General features: G+C 63.8%; 20 protein-coding genes. 12 read left to right on the plus strand and 8 right to left on the minus strand.

Features of this window, described 5'->3' with window-relative positions; all coding sequences use genetic code 11:
* The first annotated feature begins 149 nt into the window (after positions 1-149).
* Positions 150-1,439 carry an MFS transporter gene (locus tag LU684_RS04590; RefSeq protein ID WP_371855216.1) on the plus strand — a complete coding sequence of 430 codons (1,290 nt, stop codon included), beginning with the start codon at positions 150-152 and terminating at the stop codon, positions 1,437-1,439.
* Between the two features lie 1,306 nt (positions 1,440-2,745).
* Here the strand turns inward: LU684_RS04590 and LU684_RS04595 are convergent.
* The 3 genes from LU684_RS04595 to LU684_RS04605 all read right to left on the minus strand — a co-directional run bounded on the left by LU684_RS04595 (position 2,746) and on the right by LU684_RS04605 (position 5,562).
* A complete protein-coding gene (locus LU684_RS04595; protein WP_232894203.1) occupies positions 2,746-3,561 on the minus strand; it encodes a sugar phosphate isomerase/epimerase family protein in 816 nt (271 codons plus the stop codon).
* A 31-nt stretch (positions 3,562-3,592) separates the two neighbouring features.
* Positions 3,593-4,645 carry a Gfo/Idh/MocA family protein gene (locus LU684_RS04600; protein WP_232894204.1) on the minus strand — a complete coding sequence of 351 codons (1,053 nt, stop codon included), beginning with the start codon at positions 4,643-4,645 and terminating at the stop codon, positions 3,593-3,595.
* Positions 4,646-4,785: 140 nt separating this feature from the next.
* Positions 4,786-5,562 carry an IclR family transcriptional regulator gene (locus tag LU684_RS04605; protein ID WP_016486113.1) on the minus strand — a complete coding sequence of 259 codons (777 nt, stop codon included), beginning with the start codon at positions 5,560-5,562 and terminating at the stop codon, positions 4,786-4,788.
* A 194-nt stretch (positions 5,563-5,756) separates the two neighbouring features.
* Here LU684_RS04605 and LU684_RS04610 point away from each other — a divergent pair, with 194 nt between their 5' ends.
* Positions 5,757-7,469, plus strand: a complete 1,713-nt coding sequence (locus tag LU684_RS04610; protein ID WP_016486112.1) for an FAD-dependent oxidoreductase — start codon at positions 5,757-5,759, stop codon at positions 7,467-7,469.
* Between the two features lie 213 nt (positions 7,470-7,682).
* Here LU684_RS04610 and LU684_RS04615 read toward each other — a convergent pair whose 3' ends face one another.
* The 3 genes from LU684_RS04615 to LU684_RS04625 form a co-directional block, all read right to left on the minus strand.
* Positions 7,683-9,176 carry an aldehyde dehydrogenase gene (locus tag LU684_RS04615; RefSeq protein WP_016486111.1) on the minus strand — a complete coding sequence of 498 codons (1,494 nt, stop codon included), beginning with the start codon at positions 9,174-9,176 and terminating at the stop codon, positions 7,683-7,685.
* Positions 9,177-9,372: 196 nt separating this feature from the next.
* Positions 9,373-10,755, minus strand: a complete 1,383-nt coding sequence (locus LU684_RS04620; RefSeq protein WP_102689907.1) for an aspartate aminotransferase family protein — start codon at positions 10,753-10,755, stop codon at positions 9,373-9,375.
* Between the two features lie 42 nt (positions 10,756-10,797).
* Positions 10,798-11,640, minus strand: a complete 843-nt coding sequence (locus LU684_RS04625; RefSeq protein ID WP_095114878.1) for a helix-turn-helix transcriptional regulator — start codon at positions 11,638-11,640, stop codon at positions 10,798-10,800.
* A 282-nt stretch (positions 11,641-11,922) separates the two neighbouring features.
* Here LU684_RS04625 and LU684_RS04630 point away from each other — a divergent pair, with 282 nt between their 5' ends.
* A complete protein-coding gene (locus LU684_RS04630; RefSeq protein WP_060516325.1) occupies positions 11,923-13,305 on the plus strand; it encodes an APC family permease in 1,383 nt (460 codons plus the stop codon).
* 118 nt (positions 13,306-13,423) lie between these two features.
* Positions 13,424-15,004, plus strand: a complete 1,581-nt coding sequence (locus tag LU684_RS04635) for an aldehyde dehydrogenase (NADP(+)) (RefSeq protein ID WP_232894205.1) — start codon at positions 13,424-13,426, stop codon at positions 15,002-15,004.
* 31 nt (positions 15,005-15,035) lie between these two features.
* Here LU684_RS04635 and LU684_RS04640 read toward each other — a convergent pair whose 3' ends face one another.
* Positions 15,036-15,902: a LysR substrate-binding domain-containing protein gene (locus tag LU684_RS04640; protein ID WP_016486106.1), complete on the minus strand. Its 867-nt coding sequence runs from the start codon at positions 15,900-15,902 to the stop codon at positions 15,036-15,038.
* Positions 15,903-16,014: 112 nt separating this feature from the next.
* Between LU684_RS04640 and phnD the strand changes: the two genes are divergently transcribed.
* From phnD to LU684_RS04670, 6 genes are all read left to right on the plus strand, one after another.
* Entirely contained in the window at positions 16,015-16,884 is an 870-nt protein-coding gene (gene phnD / locus LU684_RS04645; RefSeq protein ID WP_082421969.1) for a phosphonate ABC transporter substrate-binding protein, read from the plus strand.
* Complete coding sequence (phnC, locus tag LU684_RS04650; RefSeq protein ID WP_232894206.1) at positions 16,881-17,681, plus strand: phosphonate ABC transporter ATP-binding protein; 801 nt, start codon at positions 16,881-16,883, stop codon at positions 17,679-17,681. The genes phnD and phnC overlap by 4 nt, the downstream gene beginning before the upstream one ends.
* On the plus strand, positions 17,678-18,496 hold the full coding sequence (phnE, locus tag LU684_RS04655) for a phosphonate ABC transporter, permease protein PhnE (RefSeq protein ID WP_016486103.1): 819 nt from the start codon (positions 17,678-17,680) through the stop codon (positions 18,494-18,496). Before phnC ends, phnE begins: the two co-directional genes overlap by 4 nt.
* A 193-nt stretch (positions 18,497-18,689) precedes the next feature.
* Positions 18,690-19,799, plus strand: coding sequence for an iron-containing alcohol dehydrogenase PsrA (gene psrA, locus LU684_RS04660; RefSeq protein WP_023047304.1), 1,110 nt, complete (start codon positions 18,690-18,692; stop codon positions 19,797-19,799).
* A gap of 128 nt (positions 19,800-19,927) precedes the next feature.
* Entirely contained in the window at positions 19,928-20,233 is a 306-nt protein-coding gene (locus LU684_RS30660) for a hypothetical protein (protein WP_371919283.1), read from the plus strand.
* Between the two features lie 69 nt (positions 20,234-20,302).
* Positions 20,303-21,238, plus strand: a complete 936-nt coding sequence (locus tag LU684_RS04670; RefSeq protein WP_095114875.1) for a LysR family transcriptional regulator — start codon at positions 20,303-20,305, stop codon at positions 21,236-21,238.
* Here the strand turns inward: LU684_RS04670 and LU684_RS04675 are convergent.
* Positions 21,208-22,419, minus strand: coding sequence for an MFS transporter (locus LU684_RS04675; RefSeq protein WP_232894207.1), 1,212 nt, complete (start codon positions 22,417-22,419; stop codon positions 21,208-21,210). The genes LU684_RS04670 and LU684_RS04675 overlap by 31 nt on opposite strands.
* A gap of 194 nt (positions 22,420-22,613) precedes the next feature.
* Between LU684_RS04675 and LU684_RS04680 the strand changes: the two genes are divergently transcribed.
* Both LU684_RS04680 and LU684_RS04685 read left to right on the plus strand, forming a co-directional pair.
* On the plus strand, positions 22,614-23,987 hold the full coding sequence (locus LU684_RS04680; RefSeq protein WP_060516334.1) for an 8-oxoguanine deaminase: 1,374 nt from the start codon (positions 22,614-22,616) through the stop codon (positions 23,985-23,987).
* A 118-nt stretch (positions 23,988-24,105) separates the two neighbouring features.
* Positions 24,106-25,611: a nucleobase:cation symporter-2 family protein gene (locus tag LU684_RS04685; RefSeq protein WP_060516336.1), complete on the plus strand. Its 1,506-nt coding sequence runs from the start codon at positions 24,106-24,108 to the stop codon at positions 25,609-25,611.
* Positions 25,612-25,639: the final 28 nt, after the last annotated feature.

The raw sequence follows: 25,639 nt of genomic DNA on the forward strand, positions 1-25,639 counted from the left end.
CGCTGCCGCCTTCACTGCTCACCATGCACCGGCCTTGCGTGCCCCCCCTGCCTGGGACTTGGTCACGTACCGTAGCACCGCAGCTGAATACAATTTCAAGAAACGAGCAGTTTATGAACCACACCAAGACCACCCCCGCCGCGCCCCGGATGCACCAGGGTTCGATTGGCGACAAGCTTCGCGGCGCCTTCGGCGTCGGCAAGACCCGCTGGGGCATGCTCGCCCTGGTGTTCTTCGCCACCACCCTGAACTACATCGACCGCGCCGCCCTTGGCATCATGCAGCCCGTGCTGGCCAAGGAGATGAGCTGGACGGCGATGGACTACGCCAACATCAACTTCTGGTTCCAGGTTGGCTATGCCATCGGCTTTCTGCTGCAGGGCCGGCTGATCGACAAGGTTGGCGTAAAACGCGCCTTCTTCTTCGCCGTGCTGCTGTGGAGCCTGGCCACCGGCGCCCATGGCCTGGCCACTTCAGCAGCCGGCTTCATGGTCTGCCGGTTCATCCTGGGCCTGACCGAGGCCGCCAACTACCCGGCCTGCGTGAAGACCGTGCGGTTGTGGTTCCCGGCGGGTGAGCGGGCGATCGCTACCGGCCTGTTCAACGCCGGCACCAACGTCGGCGCCATGGTCACGCCGGCCCTGCTGCCGCTGATCCTCGCTGTGTGGGGCTGGCAGGCCGCGTTTATCGCCATGGGCTGCCTGGGCCTGGTGTGGGTGGTGCTGTGGGTGTTGAAGTACTACAACCCTGAAGACCATCCCAGCGTGCGCCAGAGCGAGGTGCAGTACATCCAGCAGGATGACGAGCCAGAGCCGACCCGCGTGCCGTTCAGCCGTATTCTGCGCCTGCGCGGCACCTGGGCTTTTGCGGTGGCCTATGCGATTACGGCGCCGGTGTTCTGGTTCTACCTGTACTGGCTGCCGCCGTTTCTCAACCAGCAATACAGCCTGGGCATCAACGTGACCCAGATGGGCATCCCGCTGATCATCATCTGGCTGACGGCGGACTTCGGCAGCATCGGTGGCGGCATCCTGTCGTCCTGGCTGATTGGCCGAGGCGTGCGGGCCACCACCGCGCGACTGGTGTCGATGCTGATCTTTGCCTGCACCATGGTCAGCGTCGTCTTTGCCGCCAACGCCAGTGGCCTATGGGTCGCCGTGGCAGCCATTTCGCTGGCGGTAGGCGCCCACCAGGCGTGGACGGCAAATATCTGGAGCCTGGTGATGGACTACACACCCAAGCACCTGGTGAGCACGGTGTTCGGCTTCGGCAGCATGTGCGCGGCGATTGGCGGGATGTTCATGACGCAGATCGTCGGCAGCGTGCTGACCGCCACCAACAACAACTATGCCGTGTTGTTCACGATGATCCCGGCCATGTATTTCCTGGCGCTGGTGTGGATGTACTTCATGGCACCACGCAAGGTCGAGAGCGCCTGAGGGCGCTAGCCACTTACCTCTACGGGGCCCTTGCGGGCCCTTTTTTTCGGTGATCACACGGAGAATGGCACCGGCTCCGCCGGTGTTCGCGGGGCAAGCCCGCTCCCACAGTGATCGCGCTAGCTCTCGGGTGTTGTGCAAGACAGTTGTCACCACAGGTACTGCATAAGCCTGAAGCCTGCTCGGTACCTGTGGAAGCGGGCGTGCCCGCGAAGAATCCAACACGGTGAATGGCACCGGCTCCGCCGGTTTTCGCGGGGCAAGCCCGCTCCCACAATGATCACGCTAGCTCTCAGGTGTTGTGCAAGACAGTTGTCACCACAAGTACTGCATATGCCTGAAGCCTGCGCGATTACCTGTGGGAGCGGGCGTGCCCGCGAAGAATCCAACACGGTGAATGGCACCGGCTCCGCCGGTTTTCGCGGGGCAAGCCCGCTCCCACAATGATCACGCTAGCTCTCAGGTGTTGTGCAAGACAGTTGTCACCACAAGTACTGCATATGCCTGAAGCCTGCGCGATTACCTGTGGGAGCGGGCGTGCCCGCGAAGAATCCAACACGGTGAATGGCACCGGCTCCGCCGGTTTTCGCGGGGCAAGCCCGCTCCCACAGTGATCGCGCTGGCTTTTAGGCGTTGTGCAAGACAGTTGTCCCCACAGGTACTGCATAAGCCTGAAGCCTGCGCGATTACCCGCGAAGAATCCAACACGGTGGATGGCACCGGCTTTGCCGGTGTTCGCGGGGCAAGCCCGCTCCCACAGTGATCGCGCTGGCGTTTAGGTGTTGTGCAAGACAGTTGTCCCACAGGTACTGCATAAGCCTGAAGCCTGCGCGATTACCTGTGGGAGCGGGCGTGCCCGCGAAGAATCTAGCGCGGTGGATGGCACCGGCTTTGCCGGTGTTCGCGGGGCAAGCCCGCTCCCACAGTGATCGCGCTGGCGTTTAGGCGTTGTGCAAGACAGTTGTCCCCACAGGTACTGCATAAGCCTGAAGCCTGCGCAATTACCTGTGGGAGCGGGTTTACCCGCGAAGAATCCAACACGGTGAATGGCACCGGCTCCGCCGGTGTTCGCGGGGCAAGCCCGCTCCCACAATGATCGCGCTAGCTCTCAGGTGTTGTGCAAGACAGTTGTCACCACAGGTACTGCATAAGCCTGAAGCCTGCGCGATTACCCGCGAAGAATCCAACACGGTGAATGGCACCGGCTCCGCCGGTGTTCGCGGGTAAGCCCGGTCCCACTGTGATCGTGCAAACTTCATCGTGTGAGCAAGACGGTTGCTCCCGCAAAGCCACATTGCCGGTCGAATCAGGCTGTGGCCAATACCGCCATGGCTTTCTCCAGCGCCATACGCGCGCGCTGTTCGCCGCTGATGCCCTGCTCAAGCAACTGCCGAGTGGGGATTTCCAGGCTTAGCGGCACGGTTGGCGGCAAGCCGCGCAACAAGCTGACCAGGTCGGCATCGCCGTCACCAGGGAAGCGCCGCTCGTTACGCGCCTGGCGCAGGATTTCGTCCATGTCGGCCGGTACCGGGCCGGCGACGTCGCACAGCTGGGCGTAGCGCATGCGCTGCGGCGCCAGTTGTGCCAGGTCGTCCAGCGAAGACCGGGAGCGATTGAAGTGGAAGGCATCCACCAGTACGCAGCCATTGCTGCGGTCGGCGTTGGCCACCACCCGCATGGCCTGGCTCAGGTCGCGCACATCAGTCCAGGGCATGAACTCCAGATGCGGGTAAATGCCATACCCCGCTGCCAGGTCACACAACGCGGCAAAGCGCTCGGTCAGACGGGCTTCATCCGGGTCGTTGCCAGCCACCAGCAGCTCTGTGCCACCCAGCTCGGCGCCTACCGCCAGAATAGGCTCGAAATCGGCCACGCAGGTTTCGGGCTTCAGGCGCAGTATCTCCAGGTCGAGCACCTTGATACCGGTGTCGCGCAGGCGCACCTGGGTGTGCCGGCGCAGGTCGGCGTCGGCCACCAGCGGGAAATGCTGCTCCTGTTCGGTGGCCGGCACCAGGCGCAGGCCAACGTGGCTGTAACCGGCGCGGGCAGCTGCCTCGACCATGTCCGGCGGGGACAGTTCGAGGACCGTCAGGGCGGCGAGGGAGAAAATTCGATCAGTCATTGTTCGTCACCAAAAATAAGTCAAGGTCGGCTTAGGCAATCTGCTCGGGCGCACAGGCTCGGCCGCTTTGTGAGGCCTGGCGAATGGCTTCGACCAGCGCCAGGGTGCGGCCAGCGTCGGCAGCGTCGATCAGCGGCGCCTGCTCACCCCGGGCTACCCGCACGAAATGCTGTAACTGAAGGGTCAACGCCTCGCCGTCAGGAATGGTTTCTTCGCTCTGCAGCAGCGGCGTGTGCCAGCCCGCCCCCGCCTCGGCGTAGTGCCAGCGCTTGAGCTGGGGGATGCTGAGCGCCCCTTGGGTGCCGGCCAGCAGGTAGCATGGCTGGCCATCCTGGCGCGGGTACATCGGGCTTTCGCCAGAGTCCAGCTCCCAGCTCCAGGGCGCGGCTACCGCATCGGAGCCGGTGAGGCTGCCCAGCGCACCGTTGGCGAACTGCAAAAGCACCGCCGCGCTGTCTTCGTTGGCAAAACCGCGTACGTCGTTACGGGTGAATGCCTGCACCTGCACCACCTCGCCGCACAGATGGCGCAGCAGGTCGAGGTCATGGATCAGGTTGGTCAGCAAGAAGCCAGCCCCCGGCTCGCGACGCCATGGGGTGTCGAAGTAGCTGTCAGGTTTTTGCAGCTGCCACAGTGCGGTGACGTTGATCAGCCGGCCCAGCTTGCCGTCGGCAATCACCTGGTGCGCCTTGGTGATCAGTGGATTGTGCCGCCGGTGATGGCCAACCAGCACCGGTACACCCCGGCTGCGCGATGCCTCTACCAACGCACGGACTTCATCCAGGTGCACACCCACCGGTTTCTCGACCAGCACTGGCACGCCAGCCTCGATGCAATCCAGCGCGGTCGCCACATGCAGGTTGTTCGGGTTGGCAACGATCACTGCCTCGGGGCGCACACGCTCCAGCATCTGTCGGTGGTCGGCAAAACAGGGCACACCCCATTCGGCGGCAAAAACTTCGGCCTGCGGACCGGGGTCGGCTATCGCACACAGTTGGGCTTGCGGCACATTACGCAAGTGCTGGTAGTGCTGGCGGCCCATGATGCCGGCGCCGATCAGGGCAATACGAAGGGGTGCGTTCAACAGCCTGTCCTCTTGTGATTGTTGTTGTGCTGATTCTGAAACCAGATTCCAGAATCAGTACTCGACAATTTAGAACCATGTTCAGTTTTTCAAAAGAACCGGCAGAACAGACTGTGCGGTAATCGACCAGTAATGTGCCTTCAGGCGAATAATTCGCTTGCCCGGCTAGCAGCGGACAGCTCTTGCGCCGCCGCCAGCAACAGTGGCGCCAGTTCTGCCAGGCGGCTTTGCGCCATCCGTGCGCTGGGGCCGGCAATGCTTAATACGCCGATCACCTCGTCAGTTTGCGGGCGACGCACCACCGCCGCCAAGGCCGAGGTCCCGACGGCCGAGGTTTCCTCCACCCAGGCATATCCCAGCTCCCGGGCACGGTGCAGGTAGGCGAGCAGCGCGTCGGTGGAGCGTGGCGCGTTCGGGCCGAACTGTGAAGGGTCGGCAATGCCCTGGCGCAACACCATCTGCAGCGCCTGCTCATCGTCCAGGCTGGCCAGCCAGGCGTGCCCGGAGGCGGTGTAGAACAGCGGCGCATCGCGGCCCATGTCCGGGTCGTAGCGCAGCCCGGAGCGGGCGCCTTGGGACTTGGCGATCCAGGTCTGCCGGGCACCGTCGATCACCCCAAGGCGCACCAGCTCACCGCTGTCTTGGGCCAGGCGGTCGAGAATCGGCTGGATGATGTCGGCGCCGTTGCTGGACAGGTAACGAAACCCAAGCGCCACCAGCTTTGCCGTTAACTGGTAGCGGCTGTTGTCGCGGTTCTGCCGCACATAGCCCAGCCGCACCAGCTCGGTGAGCATGCGGTGGGCTGCGCTCTTGGGAATGTCCAGGCGCTCGGCCAGGGTTTGCAATGGCAGCCCCTGAGGTTCACCGGTAAGGCTTTCTACAAGACTGAAGGCGCGTTCGATCTGACTACCAGCCATGACACAGGTCCCTGAATTTTTTGCGGATTCTAGAAGATGATTCCACATCAGCGGTAGAGGGCGCAGCCAGGACGCGGTGAAATGTCCGGTTATCGCCCAGTAGTTGCCTTACCAAGCGGCTATGCCCTTGCAGGCACAGGCGCTGCGGACAAAAATATGGAACCTTGTTCTAATAACAAAACAGGAACGCCGCAATGCCTTCTGCTGCTCTTGATACCGAATACGATGTACTGGTCATAGGCTCCGGCGCCGCCGGGCTGGCTGCGGCCGTGACGGCTGCGTGGCATGGGCAGAAGGTGATTGTGCTAGAGAAGGAGCCCGTGTTTGGCGGTGCCACCGCCTGGTCTGGCGGCTGGGCATGGGTGCCACGCAACCCCTTGGCACAGCGGGCGGGCATTGTGGAAGACATCGAGCAGCCACGCACCTACCTGCGCAATGAGCTGGGGGCGTATTACAACGCCGAGCGCGTGGATGCCTTCCTCGAGGCCTGCCCGCATATGGTGGCGTTCTTCGAGAAGCACACAGCCCTGCAGTTTGCCGACGGCAACGGTATTCCGGACATGCATGGCGACACGCCAGGTGCCGCCCAGGGCGGGCACCAGGTGATCGCTGCGCCGTACGATGCCCGCCAGGTTGGCGCCTTGCTGCCACGCCTGCGCAAGACCCTTCGCGAAACCTCGTTCATGGGCATGCCGATCATGGCCGGCGCCGACCTTGCCGCCTTCCTCAACATGACCCGGTCGCCCAAGGCCTTGCTGCACGTGTGCAAACGTTTTGGCCGGCACCTGTATCACCTGGCCCGGTATGGCCGGGCGATGCACCTGGTCAATGGTGTGGCGCTGGTGGCGCGCCTGGCCAAGTCGGCACAAGACCTGGGCGTGCACCTGCAGGAATCGGCGCCGGCCAAACGCCTGCTGGTCGAAGATGGCCAGGTGCGAGGGGTGCTGGTGAGCACACCGAAAGGTGATCGGCAGATCCGGGCCAGGGCCGTGGTACTCGCGGCAGGTGGCTTCCCCAACGACAACGTCCGGCGCCGGCAGCTTTTCCCGCGTGATGCCAGCGGCTACGACAACCTCGCCCTGCCGCCACAGGGTTGTTCCGGTGACGGGCTGCGCCTGGGTGAGTCGGCCGGTGGCGTGGTCGCCACCGACCTCAAATCGCCTGTGGCCTGGGCACCGGTTTCGCAAGTGCCGCACCGCGATGGCAGCGTCGGCCACTTCCCGCACATCATCGAGCGCGGCAAGCCCGGCATCATAGGCGTGTTGGCCAACGGCAAGCGTTTTGTCAATGAAGCGCATGGCTATTACGACTATGTGTCTGCCATGGTCGCAGCGGTGCCGCCGGATGAGGAAGTGTGCTCATGGCTGGTCTGCGACCATCGCTTCTTGCGCCGCTATGGCCTGGGCCATGCCCGCCCGGCACCGCTGCCGGTATGGCCGCATGTGCGCAATGGCTACCTCAAACGTGGCGCCACGCTGGAACAACTTGCCCAGGCCTGTGGCATCGACCCGTCCGGGTTACGCGCCACGGTGGATGACTTCAACACCCATGCCCGCAAAGGCCAGGACCCGGCATTTGGCCGTGGCTCTACACCGTTCAACCGCAAACAGGGCGACCCGCTGTACAAAGGGCCCAACCCTTGTGTAGCGCCCATCGAGCATGGTCCGTTCTATGCGGTGAAGGTGAAGCCTGGCTGCTTTGGCACCTTTGCCGGGCTGCGCACCGATGGCAGTGCCCGCGTGCTGGATGAGGCCGGGCAGCCGATCCCGGGGCTGTATGCGGCGGGTACAGACATGGCCAGCGTGTTTGGTGGCTGGTACCCGTCGGGTGGCATCAACCTGGGCCCGGCGCTTACCTTTGGTTATGTGGCCGGACGGCACATTGCCGGGGTGCAAGGGTACGAGTGAGGTACGCCGAAAGGTTTGCAGCGTTTGCAAGATCGAGCGCCGCGCGGGCGGCGCTCGATCTCACAGGCGCTGAAACTGCTGCGGCGGACATAACTGTCAGCCTGATCTGATTTTTTGTCGCCCGATGCTTGCATCAGGTGGCAGGCATTCCTGCGCTCGAAGTTGTCGGCAATCGCCATCACCCGTTCGGCAATGCCGGGTGCTCTGCGAACCTCAGCCGCGCAACTGGTACCAGGTAGTCTTTAGCTGCGAATACTTGTCGAACGAATGCAGCGACAGGTCGCGCCCGAACCCCGACTGCTTGCCACCGCCGAAGGGCACCGTCACATCCAGCGCATCGACCGTGTTCACCGACACGGTGCCGGCTTTCAACGCCCTCGCTACCCGGTGCACCTGGTTGAAGTCATCGCTCCACACCGATGCCGCCAGCCCATAGATGCTGTCGTTGGCCAGGCGCACCGCTTCTTCTTCCGTGTCGAAGGCGCTGACTGCCAGCACTGGCCCGAACACTTCCTCCTGCGCCAGGCTGATGCGGGCATCCACACCAGCAAAAATGGTCGGCTCGATGTAGTTGTCAGAGCCTTCGATGCTCAGGCGCCGACCGCCACACACCAACCGTGCGCCCTCTTGCCCGGCGCGCGCAATGGCGGCTTCGATGCGGCCGGTTTGTTCGGCATCGACAATGGCACCAGCACGGCTCGCCGGGTCCAGCGGGTTGCCGGGCAACCACTGGCGGGCTTTGGCTTGCAGGCGCTCGACAAATTCGTCATGGATGGAGCGCTGCACGTACAGCCGTGAGTTGGCCGAACACACCTCGCCCTGGTTGAAGAAAATACCGAATGCGGCCTTTTCCGCCGCCAGGTCCAGGTCCTGGCAGTTTTCGAACACCAGGTTGGGGCTCTTGCCGCCGCACTCCAGCCACACCTGCTTGAGGTTGGACTGCGCCGAGTACTGCATGAAGTACTTGCCCACCTGGGTGGAACCGGTGAACACCAGGCAGTCCACATCCGGGTGCAGGCCCAGCGCCTGCCCGGCCTGCTCGCCCAGGCCCGGCACCACGTTCAGCACCCCTTCCGGCACGCCGGCTTCCAGCGCCAGCTGGGCCAGGCGCAGCGCCGAGAATGGTGATTGTTCGGCAGGTTTGAGCACCACGCTGTTGCCAGCTGCCAGCGCCGGAGCAAGCTTCCAGGCGGCCATGTCGAGCGGGAAGTTCCATGGCACCACGGCGGCAACCACGCCGAGTGCTTCCCGGGTGATGGTGGCGAGTGCATTGGGCGCAGTGGGTGCCACCTGATCGTAGAGCTTGTCCAGTGCCTCGCCGTACCAGGCAAACACATGGGCCGAGCCCGGCACGTCGATGTTGTAGGCGTCCATCACCGGCTTGCCCATGTTCAGCGAGTCCAGCAACGCCAGTTCTTCGCGATGGGCCATGATCAGCTCGGCCAGGCGCAGCAGCACCTTCTTGCGCTCGCCGGGGGCCATGCGCGGCCAGGGGCCATGTTCGAACGCGCGCCGGGCGCTGGCCACTGCAAGATCGACCTCAGCCTGGCCGCAGGCGGCGACCTGGGCCAGTACGGTGTTGGTGGCGGGGTTGATGGCGGCGAAGGTGTTGCGATCCTGTGCGTCGACGGGTTTGCCATTGATCAGCGCTTTGGATGGCAGGTAGAGGTCAGAGGCACGTTGTTGCCAGCATTCGAGGGTGTACATTTGTACTCCAGGCGACCGCAGTGGCGATCATTTTGCGGAAGTAACAGGTACCGCACAGTCCGCAAGCGCGCCGTGCTCCCCCTTGTGGGAGCGGGCGTGCCCGCGAATCAGGCGACACGGAGGATGGCACCGGCTTGGCCGGTGTTCGCGGGCATGCCAGCTCCCACAGGGGAAACCGGTTGCCCTTGGCAACGGCTTAGAGCTTGCCAACCAACCGAGCGGTGCGGTCCACGGCAATGCGGGTTTTCTCCACCAGCTCATCCAGCTCGCTGTGGTTGGCGATCAGGGCCGGCGCCATGATCATCCGGCCCAAGGTTGAGCGAATGATCACCCCCTCCTCGAAACCAAAGGTGCGACATTGCCAGGCCAGGTCATTCTCGTTGGCAAAGCGTTTGCGCGTCGGTTTGTGCTCGGCGAATTGCAACGCCGCCACCAAGCCGGCGCCCTGTACCTGGCCAATCAATGGATGGTCGGCGAACACTTCGCGCAGGATGCGCTGCAGGTACGGCCCGGTGTCATCCTTCACCTGGGTCACGATGCCTTCGTCGCGCAGCGCCTTCAGGTTGGCAATCGCCACCGCCGCCGCCACCGGGTGGCCGGAATAGGTCAGGCCGTGGGCAAACACCCCGCCGCGTTCCACCAGTGCCTCGGCAATGCGCTTGCTCAGCACCAGGCCACCCATCGGCACATAGCCGCTGGTCAGGCCCTTGGCAATCGACAGGGTGTCGGGCTCGAACCCGAAGTATTCGTGTGCGAACCACTCCCCGGTGCGGCCAAAGCCGCCAATCACCTCATCGGCGCACAACAGCACATCGTACTGGCGGCAGATGCGCTGGATTTCCGGCCAGTAGCTTTCCGGCGGGAAAATCATGCCGCCTGCGCCCTGGAACGGCTCGGCGATAAAGCCGGCGACATTCTCGGCCCCCAGTTCCAGGATCTTTTCTTCCAGCTGCAAGGCACAGCGGCGGCCGAATTCGGAAGGGGTCAGCTCGCCACCCTCTGCGTACCAGTACGGCTCATCGATGTGCGCAACATCCGGGATCAGCCCGCCCATTTCGTGCATGAACTTCATGCCGCCCAGCGCCGTAGCCGCCAGGGTCGAGCCGTGGTAACCGTTCCAGCGGCCGATCATGACCTTCTTGTTCGGCTGGCCGACCACCTGCCAATAGCGGCGCACCGTGCGGATCAGCACTTCGTTGGCCTCGGAGCCGGAGTTGGTGTAAATGGCGTGGCTGTAGTGCCCGGGCAGCAGGCTGAACAGCAGCTCGGACAGTTCGATCACCGCCGGGTGGGTGGTGTGGAAGAACATGTTGTAGTAGGCCAGCTGGTCCATCTGCGTGGCCGCGGCGACAGTCAGGTCGCGACGGCCATAGCCGAGCTGGGTGCACCACAGGCCAGACATGCCATCCAGGTAGCGCTTGCCCTCGCTGTCCCACAGGTGCAGGCGTTCGCCACCGACGATCACCCGCGGCCCTTCGGCATTCAGCGCTTTCTGGTCGAGGAAGGCATGGATATGGTGCGCGGCATCGGCTGCCTGGTAGTCGCGGGTCTGGCGTTGCGGGGCGAAAGGCGCATTCATTGTTGGTTTTCCTTTGCGGTGGGGTTGCAGGGTGGCTGGCGCTCAGCGCAGCTTGCCCATGTAGCTTTCCAGCGGGTCCTTGCCCAGCACGCCCTGGGCATTGGCCAGCGCGTCGATGAACAGGGAGAACAGCTCGGACTGGGTGCCGATGTCGAGCTTGGCGTAGACGTTCTTGCGGTGCGACTTGATGGTGTCTTCCGACACCCCCAGGCGCTCGGCCAGCGACCTGGTCGAGTGGCCACGCAGGATCAGCTGGGCGATACGGCATTCACGCTCGGTCAGCAGCGAGCTGCCGAAGTTGTTCAGCGCGGCGTGGATGCGTTGTTCGAGGATGTTCTCGAAGCGCCCGGTACGGCTGTCCAGGCCGGCGAAGTGCTTGCTCAGCACCGCCAGCACCCAGGGCGTGATACGCCCGAACAGCTCGCGGGTGTGCGCATCCAGCTTGTCGGTAAACGCCAGCGACACCGCCAGGCTCTGCCCCGGCGCGATCTGCAAGATGTAGTTGAGCTCATCCTCCAGGTGCGAGTGGCGGTAGAACGACTGGTAGTACTCGCTGACCTCGAAATGGTCGGGTGCCACTTCGAACAACCCATAGCACCCCGACGCTACCTGCTCCACACAGGCACCGTAGAAAGGGTCGAGCAAGTAAAAGCCAGACAAGTAGCGGCTGACATTGCCCTCGGGCTGCCAGGGTGCCTTGTCGTCCTGCTCGAACAGCGCACAAGGCATGCCGTCGTGCGGGTACAGGTACACCGTGGTCGCCTGGATCGGCCGGATCACGCCAAGTGCGGCAAACAGGTTGGCGGCAAAGCCCGGCCGGCCGATTGCCTCGGTGACCTTGGCCAGGTGCTCGAACCACTGTTCTGAAAGCAATTGATTAGTCACTGTGGGCCTGCCGTTCCTATTCAGTGACACCGCCGCCAGTGCGGTGCGTTGTTGACCAGATACTCCCACGCCACCGCCGCCGCCGAAATCACCCTTTGGGGTGAGCCGGGCAAGGGCTGTTCCCGCTCACCCCAAAGGGTGATTCCGGGTACCTGCAGGGTGTGGGAGCATCAACCCGCCCCAGCGCTGCGAGCCTTCCGCTCGACCTCCTTGCACTTCACCCACCGGTAACGAGCCTGCTCGCGTACTGCGGTGTCCTGCATCCTTTTCCAGGAGTTAGCAATGCATACAACAACAAGTACAGCCCATAGCCCCGCCCATGACACCGCCGCGCACCCCGGCGCCAATACCGGCCGTTTCCGCAAGTCCATGGGGCTGACTGCCCTGGTACTGTTCGGCCTGGCCTACATGGTGCCCCTGGCCGTATTCACCACGTACGGGCTGGTCACCCAGATGACCAAAGGGCACCTGCCCACCGCCTACCTGCTCACCCTTGCCGCCATGCTGCTGACCGCCTACAGCTATGGCCGCATGGTCCAGGCCCACCCCTACTCCGGCTCGGTCTACACCTACACGCGCAAGGCCTTCGGCAGCCATATCGGCTTCATTACCGGCTGGACACTGCTGCTCGACTATATATTCCTGCCGCTGCTCAGCTACCTGCTGATCGGCATCTACATGTCGGAGTACTTTCCGGCCATCCACGCCTGGGTGTGGGTGGCAGGCTCCATCGCCCTGGTCACTTTCCTCAACCTGATCGGCATCGAGTCCATCACCCGGGTGAACTGGATCCTGGTGGTCATGCAACTGGTGTTCATCATTGTGTTTGTTGCCCTGTCCATTCTGAAGCTCAGCGGACAGGCGGAGCCGGTATCGCTGCTGGCGCCCTTCCACCACGAAGGCTTCAGCGCGCCGCTGATCATGACCGGCGCCGCGGTGCTGTGCCTGTCTTTCCTGGGCTTCGACGCCGTCTCGACCATGGCCGAAGAAACGACCAACCCGACCTACCGCATACCGGTGGCGATCCTGGCCGTTTCGCTGATCGGTGGCTTGCTGTTCCTGGTGGTGTCGTACTGCGCGCAGATGGTGTTCCCAGACTGGGGCAGCTTCGTTGACCCGGATTCGGCCTCTGTGGATGTGATGCGCCGTGTCGGCGGCGAACTGCTGGTAACCGCCTTCACTGCCACCTACGTGGCCGGCTGCTTCGCCTCGGCCATGGTGTCCCAGGCCAGCGTGTCACGCGTGCTGTTCGCCATGGGCCGCGACGGCGCATTGCCGCGGGCGTTCGGCCAACTGATGACAAAAAAGCGCGTGCCGGCCACCGCCATCCTGGTGGTCAGCCTGCTGTCGCTGATCGCCTTGGTGATCACCCTCGACACCGTGGCCAACATGATCAGCTTTGGCGCGCTGTTCGCCTTCTCGGCGGTGAACCTGGCGGTGGTCAAGCACTATCTGGTCGACCAGAAACTGCGCGGTGGCCGCAACTACCTGCTATATGGTGCCATTCCTGGTCTGGGCTTTCTCAGCACGCTGTGGCTGTGGAGCAGCCTGACTAGCCTGTCGTTCACTATCGGCCTGTGCTGGATGGGCATGGGCCTGGTGGTGCTGATGGGGCTGACTCGCGCGTTCCGGGTGAAGCTGCCGGAGTTGCAGATGGCGGAGTGACGCAAAACTCGGGGTGATAACTGGTCGTTATCACCCGATCCGCATTAATCATTATTCAGCCCCCCGTTCGCGCCCTACAGTCTCAGCGCAAAGACTGTCATTGCCAACGGGAAACGAAATGTCCATCGAACATCGCCTGAACCATATCGCCGGCCAACTCAGCGGCAACGGTGACGTACTGCTGAACAGCGTCGACGCCCGCACCGGTGAGCCGCTGCCATACGCCTTCCACCAGGCGACCGGCGACGAAGTAGAGGCCGCCGTGCAGGCCGCCGAGGCCGCCTACCCGGCTTACCGCAGCACCAGCCCGGCCCAGCGTTCCGCCTTCCTCGACGCCATTGCCAACGAGCTGGACGCACTGGGTGACGATTTCATCCAGCATGTGATGCGCGAAACCGCGCTGCCCGAAGCCCGCATCCGTGGCGAACGCAGCCGCACCAGCAACCAGCTGCGGCTGTTTGCCGAGGTGGTTCGCCGTGGCGATTTCTACGCCGCACGCATCGACCGTGCCCTGCCCCAGCGTACCCCGCTGCCGCGCCCGGACTTGCGCCAGTACCGAATCGGCGTGGGCCCGGTGGCCGTGTTCGGCGCTAGCAACTTCCCGCTGGCGTTCTCCACCGCTGGCGGTGACACCGCCTCGGCGCTGGCCGCTGGCTGCCCGGTGGTATTCAAGGCACACAGCGGGCACATGCTCACTGCCGCCCATGTGGCTGCCGCCATTGACCGCGCAGTAGCCAGCAGCGGCGTGCCGGCAGGCGTGTTCAACCTGATCTACGGTGCCGGTGTGGGCGAGGCGCTGGTCAAGCACCCGGCCATTCAGGCGGTCGGTTTTACCGGCTCGCTGCGCGGTGGCCGCGCCCTGTGCGACATGGCGGCAGCACGCCCGCAGCCAATTCCGGTGTTTGCCGAAATGAGCAGCATCAACCCGGTGATCGTACTGCCCCAGGCGCTGCAAGCCCGTGGCGAGCAAGTAGCCGGCGAACTGGCCGCCTCGGTGGTGATGGGCTGCGGGCAGTTCTGCACCAACCCAGGCCTGGTGGTGGGCATCCGGTCGCCGCAGTTCGAGCATTTCGTGCAAACGCTGGCTGCACGCATGGCCGACCAAGGCCCGCAGACCATGCTCAACGCCGGCACCCTGCGCAGCTACCAGAGCGGTGTACAGCATCTGCTGGCGCACCCGGGTATCCAGCACCTGGCCGGGCAGCCACACACCGGCAACCAGGCCCAGCCGCAGCTGTTCAAGGCAGACGTAAGCCTGCTGCTGAACGGCGACCCGCTGCTGCAGGAAGAAGTGTTCGGCCCCACCACCGTAGTGGTGGAGGTCGCCGATGCCAAGCAACTGGCCGAAGCGCTGAACCACCTGCAGGGCCAGCTGACCGCCACCCTGATTGCCGAGCCTGACGACCTGGCGGCCTATGCCTCGCTGGTGCCGCTGCTGGAGCGCAAGGCCGGGCGCCTGCTGCTCAACGGCTACCCGACCGGGGTGGAGGTGTCGGATGCGATGGTGCATGGCGGGCCTTACCCGGCCACCTCCGACGCACGCGGCACCTCGGTCGGTACCTTGGCCATCGACCGCTTCCTGCGCCCGGTGTGCTTCCAGAACTACCCCGATGCACTGCTGCCGGATGCGTTGAAAAACGGTAACCCGCTGGGGATTGCGCGGTTGCTCGATGGCGTGAACAGCCGCGACGCGGTGTGACACGGCGGATGCTGAGCAGGCACGGTGTAACCTAGCCGTGCCAGGCTTGCAGGCAACGCTGAAACGACGCAATGACCTGGCTGCACTGCCGATCCGCCAGGCAATACAGGTAAGTCTCTGTGTACACCGGGTCGTGCGCAATGCGGATCACCTTCAAGCGCGGGTCGGCAATGTATTCCGCCTCGGACACCGCACCAATGCCGATGCCACGGATCACCGCCTCGCGCAGCGCCTCGCGGCTGCCGATTTCCATGGCGATGCGCGGTGTTACCTGCGCCGCTTCCAGCGCGTTGTCCAGCGCCAGCCGCGTAGTCGAACCCTGCTCACGGCGCAGCAACGGCTGCCCCTGCAGCGCTTGCAGCGGCACCTGATCGTGGCGGGCGAAGGGGTGATCGGCGCGGGCGAACAGGATTACCGGGTGCCTGGCATAACGTTGTGCGACAAACGCCGGGTCATGGTGCAGCCCCGCCAACACACCGATATCGGTCACATAGCCCTGCAGGTCGGCCAGCACTGACGCCGAGTTGCCCACGCGGATGGACACGTCGATCTGTGGGTACGCCTGCCGGTAGCGGTCGACCATTTCGATCACATGAAACGGCCCCACTGCACCGATCTTCAGCTCACCCCGGTTGAGCTGGCCACTGTCGCGCAGCAGGCTGGTCGCCTCGGCTTCGAGCATCGACATCTGCTGGGCAATGGGCAGCAAGGCACGGCCAACTGCGGTCAGCTCGATGCGCCGACCGCGGCGGTGGAACAACTCGACATCAAATTCGCGTTCCAGCCCCTGGATCTGGTTGGTCGCGGTCGGCTGGCTGAGGCCGATGGCCCTGGCCCCAGCGCTGAAGCTGGCGTGCCGGGCCACGGCAAGAAAGGTGCGCAGGCGAGCGGTAGACATCCATAGATCCTTTGAATGGTTGGCTGGCCAAACGCATATTGAATTGATGCTGTGACTGTCACATGACAGCCCTAACGTTGGCGCTACCGACAACAACCACTCCGGTACTGCCATGACGCCCTTCCCGAAACTGTTGCGCTGTGCCCGCCTCGCCCTGCTGCCACTGCTGCTCGCCCCCGCCGTGCAGGCGCAGCAGGTGCTGACCGTCGGCCTGATCCCGTCGGAAGACTCCCAGGCCATGATCAAGAGCAGCCAGCAGGTGCTCGACCAGTTGCAGGCGCGCCTGGGCATGCCGGTCAAGCCATTCGTCGCGACTGACTACAACGGGGTGATCGAAGCCCTGCGCGCCGGCAAGCTGGACGTCGCCTATCTCGGCCCGTTTTCCTACGTACTGGCCAACCAGGTCGCGGGGGCCGAAGCCTTTGCCGTGGCGGTGACCAAAAAGACCGCCAGCAGCGCCTACCACAGCCTGATCATCGCCCGCCGGGACAGCGGCATTCGTACGCTCGACGACCTCAAGGGCCACACCTTCGCCTTCGTCGACCCCAGCTCGGCCTCCGGCCACCTGTTCCCCAAGGCCGGCCTGGAGCACGCTGGCCATGATCCGAAAACCCTGTTCTCACGGGTGATCTTCTCCGGCTCGCACGATGCCAGCATTCTCGCCGTGGCAAACCGCAAAGTTGATGCGGCGGCCGTGGCCGACCGTATCCTGGCCGGGGCTGTGAACAACGGGCAGGTTCAGCAACAGGACTTCCAGGTGGTGTGGACCTCACCGGACATTCCCGAGTCACCGATGGTCTGGCGCAACAACCTCGACCCCGAACTGCAGGCCAAACTGCGCACCGCCTTTGCCGGGATCAAGGACGTGCCATGGGGCGACCAAGGCATGCTCAATGGCTTCCAGCCGACCACTGACGCGGCCTACAACGTGGTTCGTGACACCGCCAAAGTGCTCGACCTCGACCTGCGGAGCCTGAAATGATCCGCATCCGCCAGCTGACCAAGGGCTACGCCGACAACCCGGTACTGCGCGGCATCGATCTGGATGTTCAGGCCGGTGAATTCGTGGTGATCCTCGGCCAGTCCGGCGCCGGCAAGTCGACCCTGCTGCGCTGCATGAACCGGCTGGCCCAGGCCGACACCGGGGAGCTGCAAGTGGCCGGGGTAAACGCCATGCGTGCAGCCGACCAACGCGCGCTGCGCCGGCAGGTCGCGATGATCTTCCAGCATCACAACGTGGTGCCGCGGCTGTCGGTGCTCAAGAACGTGCTGACCGGCCGTCTTGGCCACTGCAGCACCCTCGCCTCGCTGTTGCAGCTGTTCCGCCGTGACGACGTGACACTGGCCCTTGATTGCCTGCGCCGGGTCGAGCTTGAGCACAAGGCCGGGTCGCGCACCGAAGCGCTGTCTGGCGGGCAGATGCAGCGGGTGGGTATCGCCCGTGCGCTCGCCCAGCGACCACAGGTGATTTTGGCCGACGAACCGGTGGCCAGCCTCGACCCGAACACCGCACATGTGGTGATGCAGTACCTGCGCGAAACCAGCCGCACGCTCGGCATTACCGTGGTGTGCAACCTGCACCAGGTGGAACTGGCGCGGGCATTCGCCGACCGCATCGTCGGCCTGGCCAACGGGCGCCTGGTATTCGACGGCCAACCCGGTCAGTTGGACGAAGCCGCACTGCAGCACATCTATCACACCCCATCAGCCAATGAGCCTGCGCAGGCAATGGCTGCACCACGGCCAATGCTGGCCACGGGCACAGGAGCCTCGGCATGAACACGCAGAGCCATCAATGGCTGGTCAACACACCCACTCGCGCCCGTGGCTGGCTGGGCACTGGCGCGCTGTTAGTGGCGATCGTCCTGGTGCTGCAGTGGAGCGCTGAAGGGGCACAGCTAAGCTGGGGCGAGCTGGCCAACGGGCTGCCACAGATCGGGGATTTCCTTGGCCGCTCGCTGCCGCCAGACCTGAGCATAATGCCCAGTCTGTGGCGCCCGGCCCTGGAAACCCTGCAGATCGCGCTGTGGGGCACCCTGCTGGGGATCGTGCTCGCCGTGCCGCTGGGCTTTCTGGCCGCGCGTAACCTGCATGGCAACCGCTGGCTGTACCAGGGCACCCGGCAGCTGCTGAACGTGATTCGCAGCATCAACGAGCTGATCCTGGCCCTGGTGTTTGTCTCGGCGGTAGGCCTGGGGCCCTTTCCTGGCGTGCTGGCCCTGGCGCTGCATGGTGTGGGCATGCTCGGCAAGTTCTTTGCCGAAAGCATCGAGGAAATCGACCAAGGGCCCATTGAAGCGCTACAGGCCACCGGTGCGCGGCCACTGCAGGTGATCGCCTTTGGCGTGCTGCCGCAAGTGATCACCGCCTGGATCGCCGTGGTGCTGTATCGCTTCGAGGTGAACCTGCGTTCGGCTACGGTGCTGGGCATGGTCGGTGCCGGTGGCCTGGGCTTCGAACTGGTCAGCAGCCTGAAGCTGTTCAAGTACCAGGAAACCGCCACTTGCATCTTGGTCATCACCCTGATGGTGGTGCTCGCCGATCTGCTCTCCAACCGCCTGCGGCACGCCATTCAGGGCAACGCCCGCCACTGACGCGTCGCCCAACCACCCCTTGCCGCGTGCGCCCGGTTGGCGCGCGACGGGCAGACCATGCCTGGAGTTCAAGCCCATGCCCCTTGCACCAGCTATCGGCTCAACCGATAGCCCCCTGCAATCAATCGATTGGATCGAAACCTGCCCGCCGACGAGCATGGCTGCACCTTCCAACAACACTAAGGAACTGCCCATGCCTGCCTGCTTCCACAACCCGGTCACCACCATTTTTGGCGGTGGCAGCCTGGATCAGATCGCCCAACACTGCCCCGGCAAGGTCGCCCTGGTCACCTTCCCCGAGGCCGAACAGCTCGGACTGGTCGCGCGGGTACGCAGCCTGCTGGGCGAGCGACTGGTGTGTGTGATCGACAAGGTGCAACCCAACCCGGATGTCGCCTGGCTGCGGGGTGTGCACGAAGCGTTCTGGGCACGGCACGGCGACTGCGATACGGTGCTGGCGCTGGGCGGAGGCAGCGCCATCGATACCGCAAAGGCGCTGATCGTCGGTACCGCTTCTGGCCACTTCGATGAACTGCTCGAGCTGCTGGCCAGCGGCAAACCGTTCACCCCGGCGCGACACAAGACCCTGGTAGCAGCACCCACCACCGCTGGCACCGGCAGCGAGGTGACGCCATGGGCCACCTTGTGGGACGCCGGCCAGCAGAAGAAGTACTCGCTGCACCTGACCTGTACATGGCCCAGCGTGGCGCTGATCGACCCGGAACTGATGCTCAGCGTCCCGGCCGGGGTGACGGTATCCACCGGGCTGGATGCCTTGTCCCACGCGCTGGAATCGATCTGGAACCACAACGCCAATCCGCTTTCCGACACCTTCGCCCTGTCGGCCATCGACGATATTCTCGACTGCCTGCCACGCCTGCAGCAGGACCTGGGCAACCGCGAGCTGCGGGCACGCATGGCGTTGGCTGCACTGAAGGCCGGGCTGGCCTTTTCCAACACCAAGACCGCTTTGGCTCACTCCATTTCCTACGAAATGACCTTGCGCCATGGCCTGCCCCACGGCATCGCCTGCTCCTTCACCCTGCCGTTGGTGCTGGGCCTGGCCTGGGGCCGTGATGCCGAGCGTGACCAGACCTTGCAGAAGGCCTTCGGCCGCGACCTGGCAGCGGCCCAACAGCGCTTGCGAGCATTTCTCCATCAGCTGGGCGTGCGCACTGAATTTGCAGACTATGGCGTGACAGCCGCCGAGGCCGAGGCGATGATCGACGCCGCAATGCAGGGCGCCCGCGGGCGCAATTTCATCGGCGCGCAAGCCGCCGGACATTTCGCGTTTTTCCTGTAGCACCTTTCAAGAGTGCCGACTCGCCGTGCCCCGTGGGCCGGCGCCAGAGAACAAAATGAAACCGTCATGAACCGTGCACAAACCCTGATTGGCGCGCTGCCCAGCACAATGCCGTTTCGCCTCGCGCAATGGCGCGCTACCCGCAAATCGAACTGGAGACGTCGTTGGGCAGCGAAGCCGGGACACTGGAGCGGGTGTACAACTTCGACATCGACCTGGCCATCTTGGCCCTGTTGGAGTTCAACCAGCGCCTGAACACCCGGCTTTACCGCAACTACCCGATTCTGGCCATGTTTAACCGGGCTGGCGCGTGGAGAAATGCCGCAGGGCAGTTGAACCTGACGGCATGGCCCGGTTTGCCTGCGAACAACGCGTCATCTGTTTCGCGGGCAAACCTGCTGCTGCACGAAGGGCTGATACACATACGCCATTGATGAAATTTCCTTGTCAGCATTCAATATGCTCCACTGACAATGGAAATAAATTCATCAAAAAGGCCGGTCATGCACTCCTCCGAACGCCTCAAAGGCATTGATGTATTCGTTGCCGTCGCTGATCTGGGCAGCTTCACGGCAGCCGCAGAGCGGCTCAGCCTCACCAGTTCGGCCATCAGCAAAAGCGTGGCCCGGCTCGAGGCCCGCCTGGGGGCACGCCTGTTCAACCGCACCACACGCACCTTGTCGCTCAGCGAGGCTGGCGTCATCTTCTACCGCACCTGCACCTCGGTCCTGGCCGACCTGGAAGAGGTCGAGCACGCGCTGGTCAACCGCGACAACGAACCCCATGGCAAAGTCCGCATAGAACTGCCAGCCTCATACGGCCGCCTGCATGTGCTGCCGCTGATCCTTGACTTCATTCGCCTACACCCTTTGCTGCAGCCGCACGTGTCGTTTTCTGACCGCTTTGTCGACCCGGTACACGAGGGCATCGATATCGTGGTGCGCATCGGTGGCCCGGATGCCTGGCCGGCGGCGCTCGGCCACCAGTATTTTGGCGCCCAGCGCCTGATGTTCTGTGCCGCACCCGCCTACCTGGAAAAGCACGGCGTACCGCAAGACGAACGCGACCTTGAACACCACCACTGCGTCGGCTACGGGCATACCGACGGCAGGGTCAGCCCCTGGTTCTTCAAGGGCCGCCAAGCTGGCGAAATGGAACGCCGCACCGTACAGCCGCGCATCGCGGTAGGCGACGGCGAAGGGGAAGTTGCAGCGGTGCTGGCCGGTCATGGCATTGGCCAGCTACCTACCTGGCTGACCCAGCAACACCTCGATCAAGGGCGCCTGGTCGAAGTGTTGCCCGCGCTGGCCACCGACGGCCTGCCGATGAACCTGGTGTGGCTCAAAAGCCGCGAGGGGCTACCCAAGGTCCGCGCGCTGCTGGACTACCTGCTGCCTCGGCTGACGCCTCATGGTACGCGGGCAAGCGATGCGCGCTGATGCGCAAGGCTGGCGACCAGCGGCACAAGCCCCAGCGCTACCAGCGCCACGCCTGCGGCAACATAGCCCAGGTATTCGATACCCAGGCCAGGGATGGTCAAGCCACCGAGTACAGCGCCCAAGCCAATCCCCGCATTGGCCGCGGACACATTGGTGCTACCGGCCAAGGCTTGGGCATGCGTCACAGCACCCATCACCCGCACCTGGCTAACGGGGTACAGCGCTGTGTTGGCCACACCCCACACCCCCAGTGCCAGGCAGAACACCAGACCTGCATGGGCCAACGGCACGATTGCCGCCATGCCGATGGCCAGCAGCACCAGAAACAGCGCCGTCGCCCTGAGCGGTGAACGGTCCACCGCCCGCCCACCCATCCAGTTGCCGAGCAGGCCCACCGCGCCAAAGCCCATCAGCCACCAACCGGTGTGCGCGGGTGGTACACCCGCCACCCGCTGCAGCAGCTCGGCCAGGTAGCTGTAGCCTGTGAACATCGCGGTGAACACCACCACCGAAAGCAGCACATTGGCGAGGAAAAAGCGCTCTTTGAAAATGCGTGCCTGCTGCATGAAGTCGACTTTTGCCGCGCGTGCAACGTGCGGCATCCACACCCACATGGCCAGTGCCATCAGCAACGACAGGGCGGCCAGTACCCAGAATGCGCCACGCCAACCCACGGCATTGGACGCCACGGTGCCCAGCGGAATACCCAGCAACATCGCCGCCGAGATGCCCAGGTACACCTTGGAAATGGCTTGCCCTGCTTTATCAGGCTCGGCCAACTGGCCGGCCGTTTCACTGGCCGTGCCCCAGAACACCGGCAACGCCAGTGCCGGCACGATCCGCGCGATGGCCAGCACCCAGAAACTGGTCGAGGCCGCAGCCAATGCATTGGCTGCGGCAAATACCAGCAGAATGGTGATGAATAACCGCTTGCGGTCCAGGTGCGCCAATGCCGCCGTCAGGAATGGGCCGGCTAGCATCACAGTAAAGGCAAACAGCGTGACCAACTGGCCCGCCATCGAAATGGAAACCCCCAGGTCCTGGCTGAGCGCGGGCAACAAGCCGACAATCAGGAACTCGGTGGTGACGATCAAAAAGGCCGAAAAGGCAAGGATCGCGACGCTGATTGCAGCAGTACGGCCAGTGGCAGTAGCCCCAAGGCGGGGTTCAAAAGCAGACATCAAAACAGGCTCCAGAAAAGATGCTGCCAGTCTATTGGTAAATAAAATTCCTATTTTTGGTTATTTTTCACGAATTGAATGAATCAAGATCATCAATTGCAGTTGAATGTATACAACTTACAGGTTTCCTGATTACATTATCCCTCGCCTACGACCTCGGTAATCGCCAAGGCGTATTGCAACGGGCTTAAGCCATGTTATCTGCAACCGGTAAGAAAACCCTCCTCGTCAAAAACGCCGCACTTCTGGTCACCATGGACGGCGAACGCCGCGAGATCAAGAACGGCGGCCTGTACATCGAAGACAACCTGATCACCCAGGTCGGCCCCACCGACACCCTGCCACAACAGGCCGACGTGGTCCTCGACATGGCCGGCAAAGTGGTCATCCCAGGCCTGGTCAACACCCACCACCACATGTATCAGAGCCTCACTCGCGTGGTGCCGGCAGCCCAGGACGGTGAGCTGTTCAACTGGCTGACCAACCTGTACCCGATCTGGGCGCGCCTGACCCCTGAGATGATCGCGGTGTCGACCCAGACCGCCATGGCCGAACTGATCCTGTCGGGCTGCACCACCTCCAGCGACCACCTGTACATCTACCCCAACGGCTGCAAGCTGGACGACAGCATCCACGCCGCCGCCGAGATCGGCATGCGCTTCCACGCCGCGCGCGGCAGCATGAGCGTGGGCCAGAGCCAGGGCGGCCTGCCGCCGGACGCGGTGGTGGAAAAGGAAGCTGACATCCTCAAGGAATCCCAACGCCTGATCGAGGACTACCACGATGCCAGCCACGGCTCGATGCGCCGCATCGTGGTAGCACCCTGCTCACCCTTCTCGGTCAGCCGTGACCTGATGCGCGAAGCCGCCGTGCTGGCACGCCACTATGGCGTGTCGCTGCACACTCACTTGGCTGAGAACGTGAACGACATCGCCTACAGCCGCGAAAAGTTCGGCATGACCCCTGCCGAGTACGCCGAGGACCTCGGCTGGGTCGGTCACGACGTATGGCATGCCCACTGCGTGCAGCTCGACCAGCACGGCATCGAGCTGTTCGCCCGCACCGGCACCGGCGTCGCCCACTGCCCATGCTCGAACATGCGCCTGGCCTCGGGCATTGCCCCGATACGCAAGATGCGCGACCACGGCGTACCGGTGGGCCTTGGGGTCGACGGCTCTGCCTCCAACGACGGCGCCAGCATGATCGGTGAAGTGCGCCAGGCCCTGCTGCTGCAGCGGGTAGGCTTCGGCCCCGACGCCATGACCGCCCGCGAAGCACTGGAAATCGCCACCCTCGGCGGCGCCAAGGTGCTCAACCGCAACGACATCGGCGCCCTGGCCCCGGGCATGGTCGCCGACTTCGTCGCCTTCGACCTCGGCCACGTCGCCTATGCCGGTGGCCACCACGACCCGCTGGCGGCACTGGTGTTCTGCACCCCGACCCAGGTGCACACCAGCGTGATCAACGGCCGCGTCGTGGTGAAAGACGGCCAGTTGGCCACCGTCGACCTGCCACGCGTGCTGGAGCGCCACAACCAGCTGGCACACCAGTTGGTCAGCGGCAACTGATGGACCCGGGCTGCTGCGGCCAAGACCGGTTGCAGCCCACGCCTCCCACTCAAAACTCAACGAATGCGACTGAGACCGTGCTGTTAGACGCATAAAACAATAAAGCGAGCTACTCACCATGACTTCTCCCGCTTCCCCTCGTCCCGAAGACGAGAACCTCGGCGTGGGCGCCAACCTGGCCTATGGCCTGCAACATGTGCTGACCATGTACGGCGGCATGATCGCCGTACCGCTGATCATCGGCCAGGCCGCAGGCCTCAGCGCTGGCGATGTCGGCCTGCTGATTGCCGCCTCGTTGTTCGCCGGTGGCCTGGCGACATTGCTGCAGACCTTGGGCATTCCCTTCTTCGGCTGCCGCTTGCCGCTGGTGCAGGGGGTTTCCTTTGCCAGCGTCGCCACCATGGTTGCGATCATCGGCAATGACGGCACCGGCGGCATGCAGGTGGTGTTCGGCGCGGTAATCGTGTCATCACTGGTCGGCCTGCTGATCACGCCGCTGTTCTCGCGCATCATCAAGTACTTCCCACCGCTGGTGACAGGCATCGTCATCACCACCATCGGCCTGACCCTGATGCCGGTTACCGCGCGCTGGGCCATGGGCGGCAACAGCCAGGCCGCCGACTTCGGCAGCCCGGCAAACATCGGCCTGGCGGCGTTCACCCTGGCCTCGGTACTGCTGCTGAGCAAGCTGGGCAGTGCCAGCCTGTCGCGCCTGTCGATCTTGCTGGCAATCGTGATCGGCACGCTGGCCGCGATGGCCACCGGCATGGCCGATTTCTCCCAGGCGCTGCAAGGGCCGTGGGTGGCCATGCCCGAAGTGCTGCACTTTGGCGCCCCGCAGTTCCAGGTAGCAGCGATACTGTCGATGCTTATCGTCATTGTGGTGACCATGGTGGAGACTTCGGCAGACATCCTGGCCGTAGGTGAAATCATCGGCACCCCGGTGGACTCCAAGCGGCTGGGCAATGGCCTGCGGGCCGACATGATCTCCAGCGCCTTGGCACCGTTGTTCGGCTCGTTCACGCAAAGTGCCTTCGCGCAGAACGTCGGCCTGGTCGCCGTGACAGGGGTCAAGAGCCGCTACGTGGTGGCCAGCGCCGGCCTGATCCTGGTCACGCTGGGGCTGCTGCCGGTCATGGGCAGACTGGTGGCCGCGGTGCCTACCGCCGTACTCGGTGGTGCCGGGCTGGTGCTGTTCGGCACGGTCGCAGCCAGCGGCATCCGCACCCTGGCCCAGGTGGACTACCGCAACAACATGAACCTGATCATTGTCGCCACCTCGATCGGCTTTGGCATGATCCCGATCGCGGCGCCGGGCTTCTATCACCACTTTCCGACCTGGTTCGAGACCATTTTCCACTCCGGCATCAGCTCGGCGGCGATCATGGCGATTCTGCTCAACTTGCTGTTCAACCACCTGCGCGCCGGCAACTCCGACCAACAGTCGGTCTTTGTCGCTGCCAGCGAACGCACCCTGCGCTACCGGGATATCGCCGGGCTGAATGAAGGTGATGTGTTCCGTGATGGCAAGCTGTATGACCGCCATGGCAACGAGGTGCCGATCATGGAGCCTGATGAGGGGCATTTGAAACCGGTCAAGGTGCCAGTGGCGCACATGCACTGACAGCACATCTCTAAAGCCTGGCGCGGCC

The sequence above is a fragment of the Pseudomonas sp. NMI542_15 genome (genome assembly GCF_021283425.1).
GTDB classification, from domain to species: domain Bacteria; phylum Pseudomonadota; class Gammaproteobacteria; order Pseudomonadales; family Pseudomonadaceae; genus Aquipseudomonas; species Aquipseudomonas fortuita.

What these genes read in the sequence shown, in the direction of transcription:
- phnE (WP_016486103.1), top strand. Translation starts at nt 17,678, where the DNA reads ATGAACACGCAGAGCCATCAATGGCTGGTCAACACACCCACTCGCGCC.
- LU684_RS04680 (WP_060516334.1), top strand. Translation starts at nt 22,614, where the DNA reads ATGTTATCTGCAACCGGTAAGAAAACCCTCCTCGTCAAAAACGCCGCA.
- LU684_RS30660 (WP_371919283.1), top strand. Translation starts at nt 19,928, where the DNA reads ATGGCGCGCTACCCGCAAATCGAACTGGAGACGTCGTTGGGCAGCGAA.
- LU684_RS04635 (WP_232894205.1), top strand. Translation starts at nt 13,424, where the DNA reads ATGTCCATCGAACATCGCCTGAACCATATCGCCGGCCAACTCAGCGGC.
- LU684_RS04630 (WP_060516325.1), top strand. Translation starts at nt 11,923, where the DNA reads ATGCATACAACAACAAGTACAGCCCATAGCCCCGCCCATGACACCGCC.
- phnC (WP_232894206.1), top strand. Translation starts at nt 16,881, where the DNA reads ATGATCCGCATCCGCCAGCTGACCAAGGGCTACGCCGACAACCCGGTA.
- LU684_RS04590 (WP_371855216.1), top strand. Translation starts at nt 150, where the DNA reads ATGCACCAGGGTTCGATTGGCGACAAGCTTCGCGGCGCCTTCGGCGTC.
- LU684_RS04595 (WP_232894203.1), bottom strand. Translation starts at nt 3,561, where the DNA reads ATGACTGATCGAATTTTCTCCCTCGCCGCCCTGACGGTCCTCGAACTG.
- LU684_RS04605 (WP_016486113.1), bottom strand. Translation starts at nt 5,562, where the DNA reads ATGGCTGGTAGTCAGATCGAACGCGCCTTCAGTCTTGTAGAAAGCCTT.
- LU684_RS04670 (WP_095114875.1), top strand. Translation starts at nt 20,303, where the DNA reads ATGCACTCCTCCGAACGCCTCAAAGGCATTGATGTATTCGTTGCCGTC.
- LU684_RS04640 (WP_016486106.1), bottom strand. Translation starts at nt 15,902, where the DNA reads ATGTCTACCGCTCGCCTGCGCACCTTTCTTGCCGTGGCCCGGCACGCC.
- LU684_RS04675 (WP_232894207.1), bottom strand. Translation starts at nt 22,419, where the DNA reads ATGTCTGCTTTTGAACCCCGCCTTGGGGCTACTGCCACTGGCCGTACT.
- LU684_RS04620 (WP_102689907.1), bottom strand. Translation starts at nt 10,755, where the DNA reads ATGAATGCGCCTTTCGCCCCGCAACGCCAGACCCGCGACTACCAGGCA.
- LU684_RS04615 (WP_016486111.1), bottom strand. Translation starts at nt 9,176, where the DNA reads ATGTACACCCTCGAATGCTGGCAACAACGTGCCTCTGACCTCTACCTG.
- LU684_RS04685 (WP_060516336.1), top strand. Translation starts at nt 24,106, where the DNA reads ATGACTTCTCCCGCTTCCCCTCGTCCCGAAGACGAGAACCTCGGCGTG.
- psrA (WP_023047304.1), top strand. Translation starts at nt 18,690, where the DNA reads ATGCCTGCCTGCTTCCACAACCCGGTCACCACCATTTTTGGCGGTGGC.
- LU684_RS04610 (WP_016486112.1), top strand. Translation starts at nt 5,757, where the DNA reads ATGCCTTCTGCTGCTCTTGATACCGAATACGATGTACTGGTCATAGGC.
- phnD (WP_082421969.1), top strand. Translation starts at nt 16,015, where the DNA reads ATGACGCCCTTCCCGAAACTGTTGCGCTGTGCCCGCCTCGCCCTGCTG.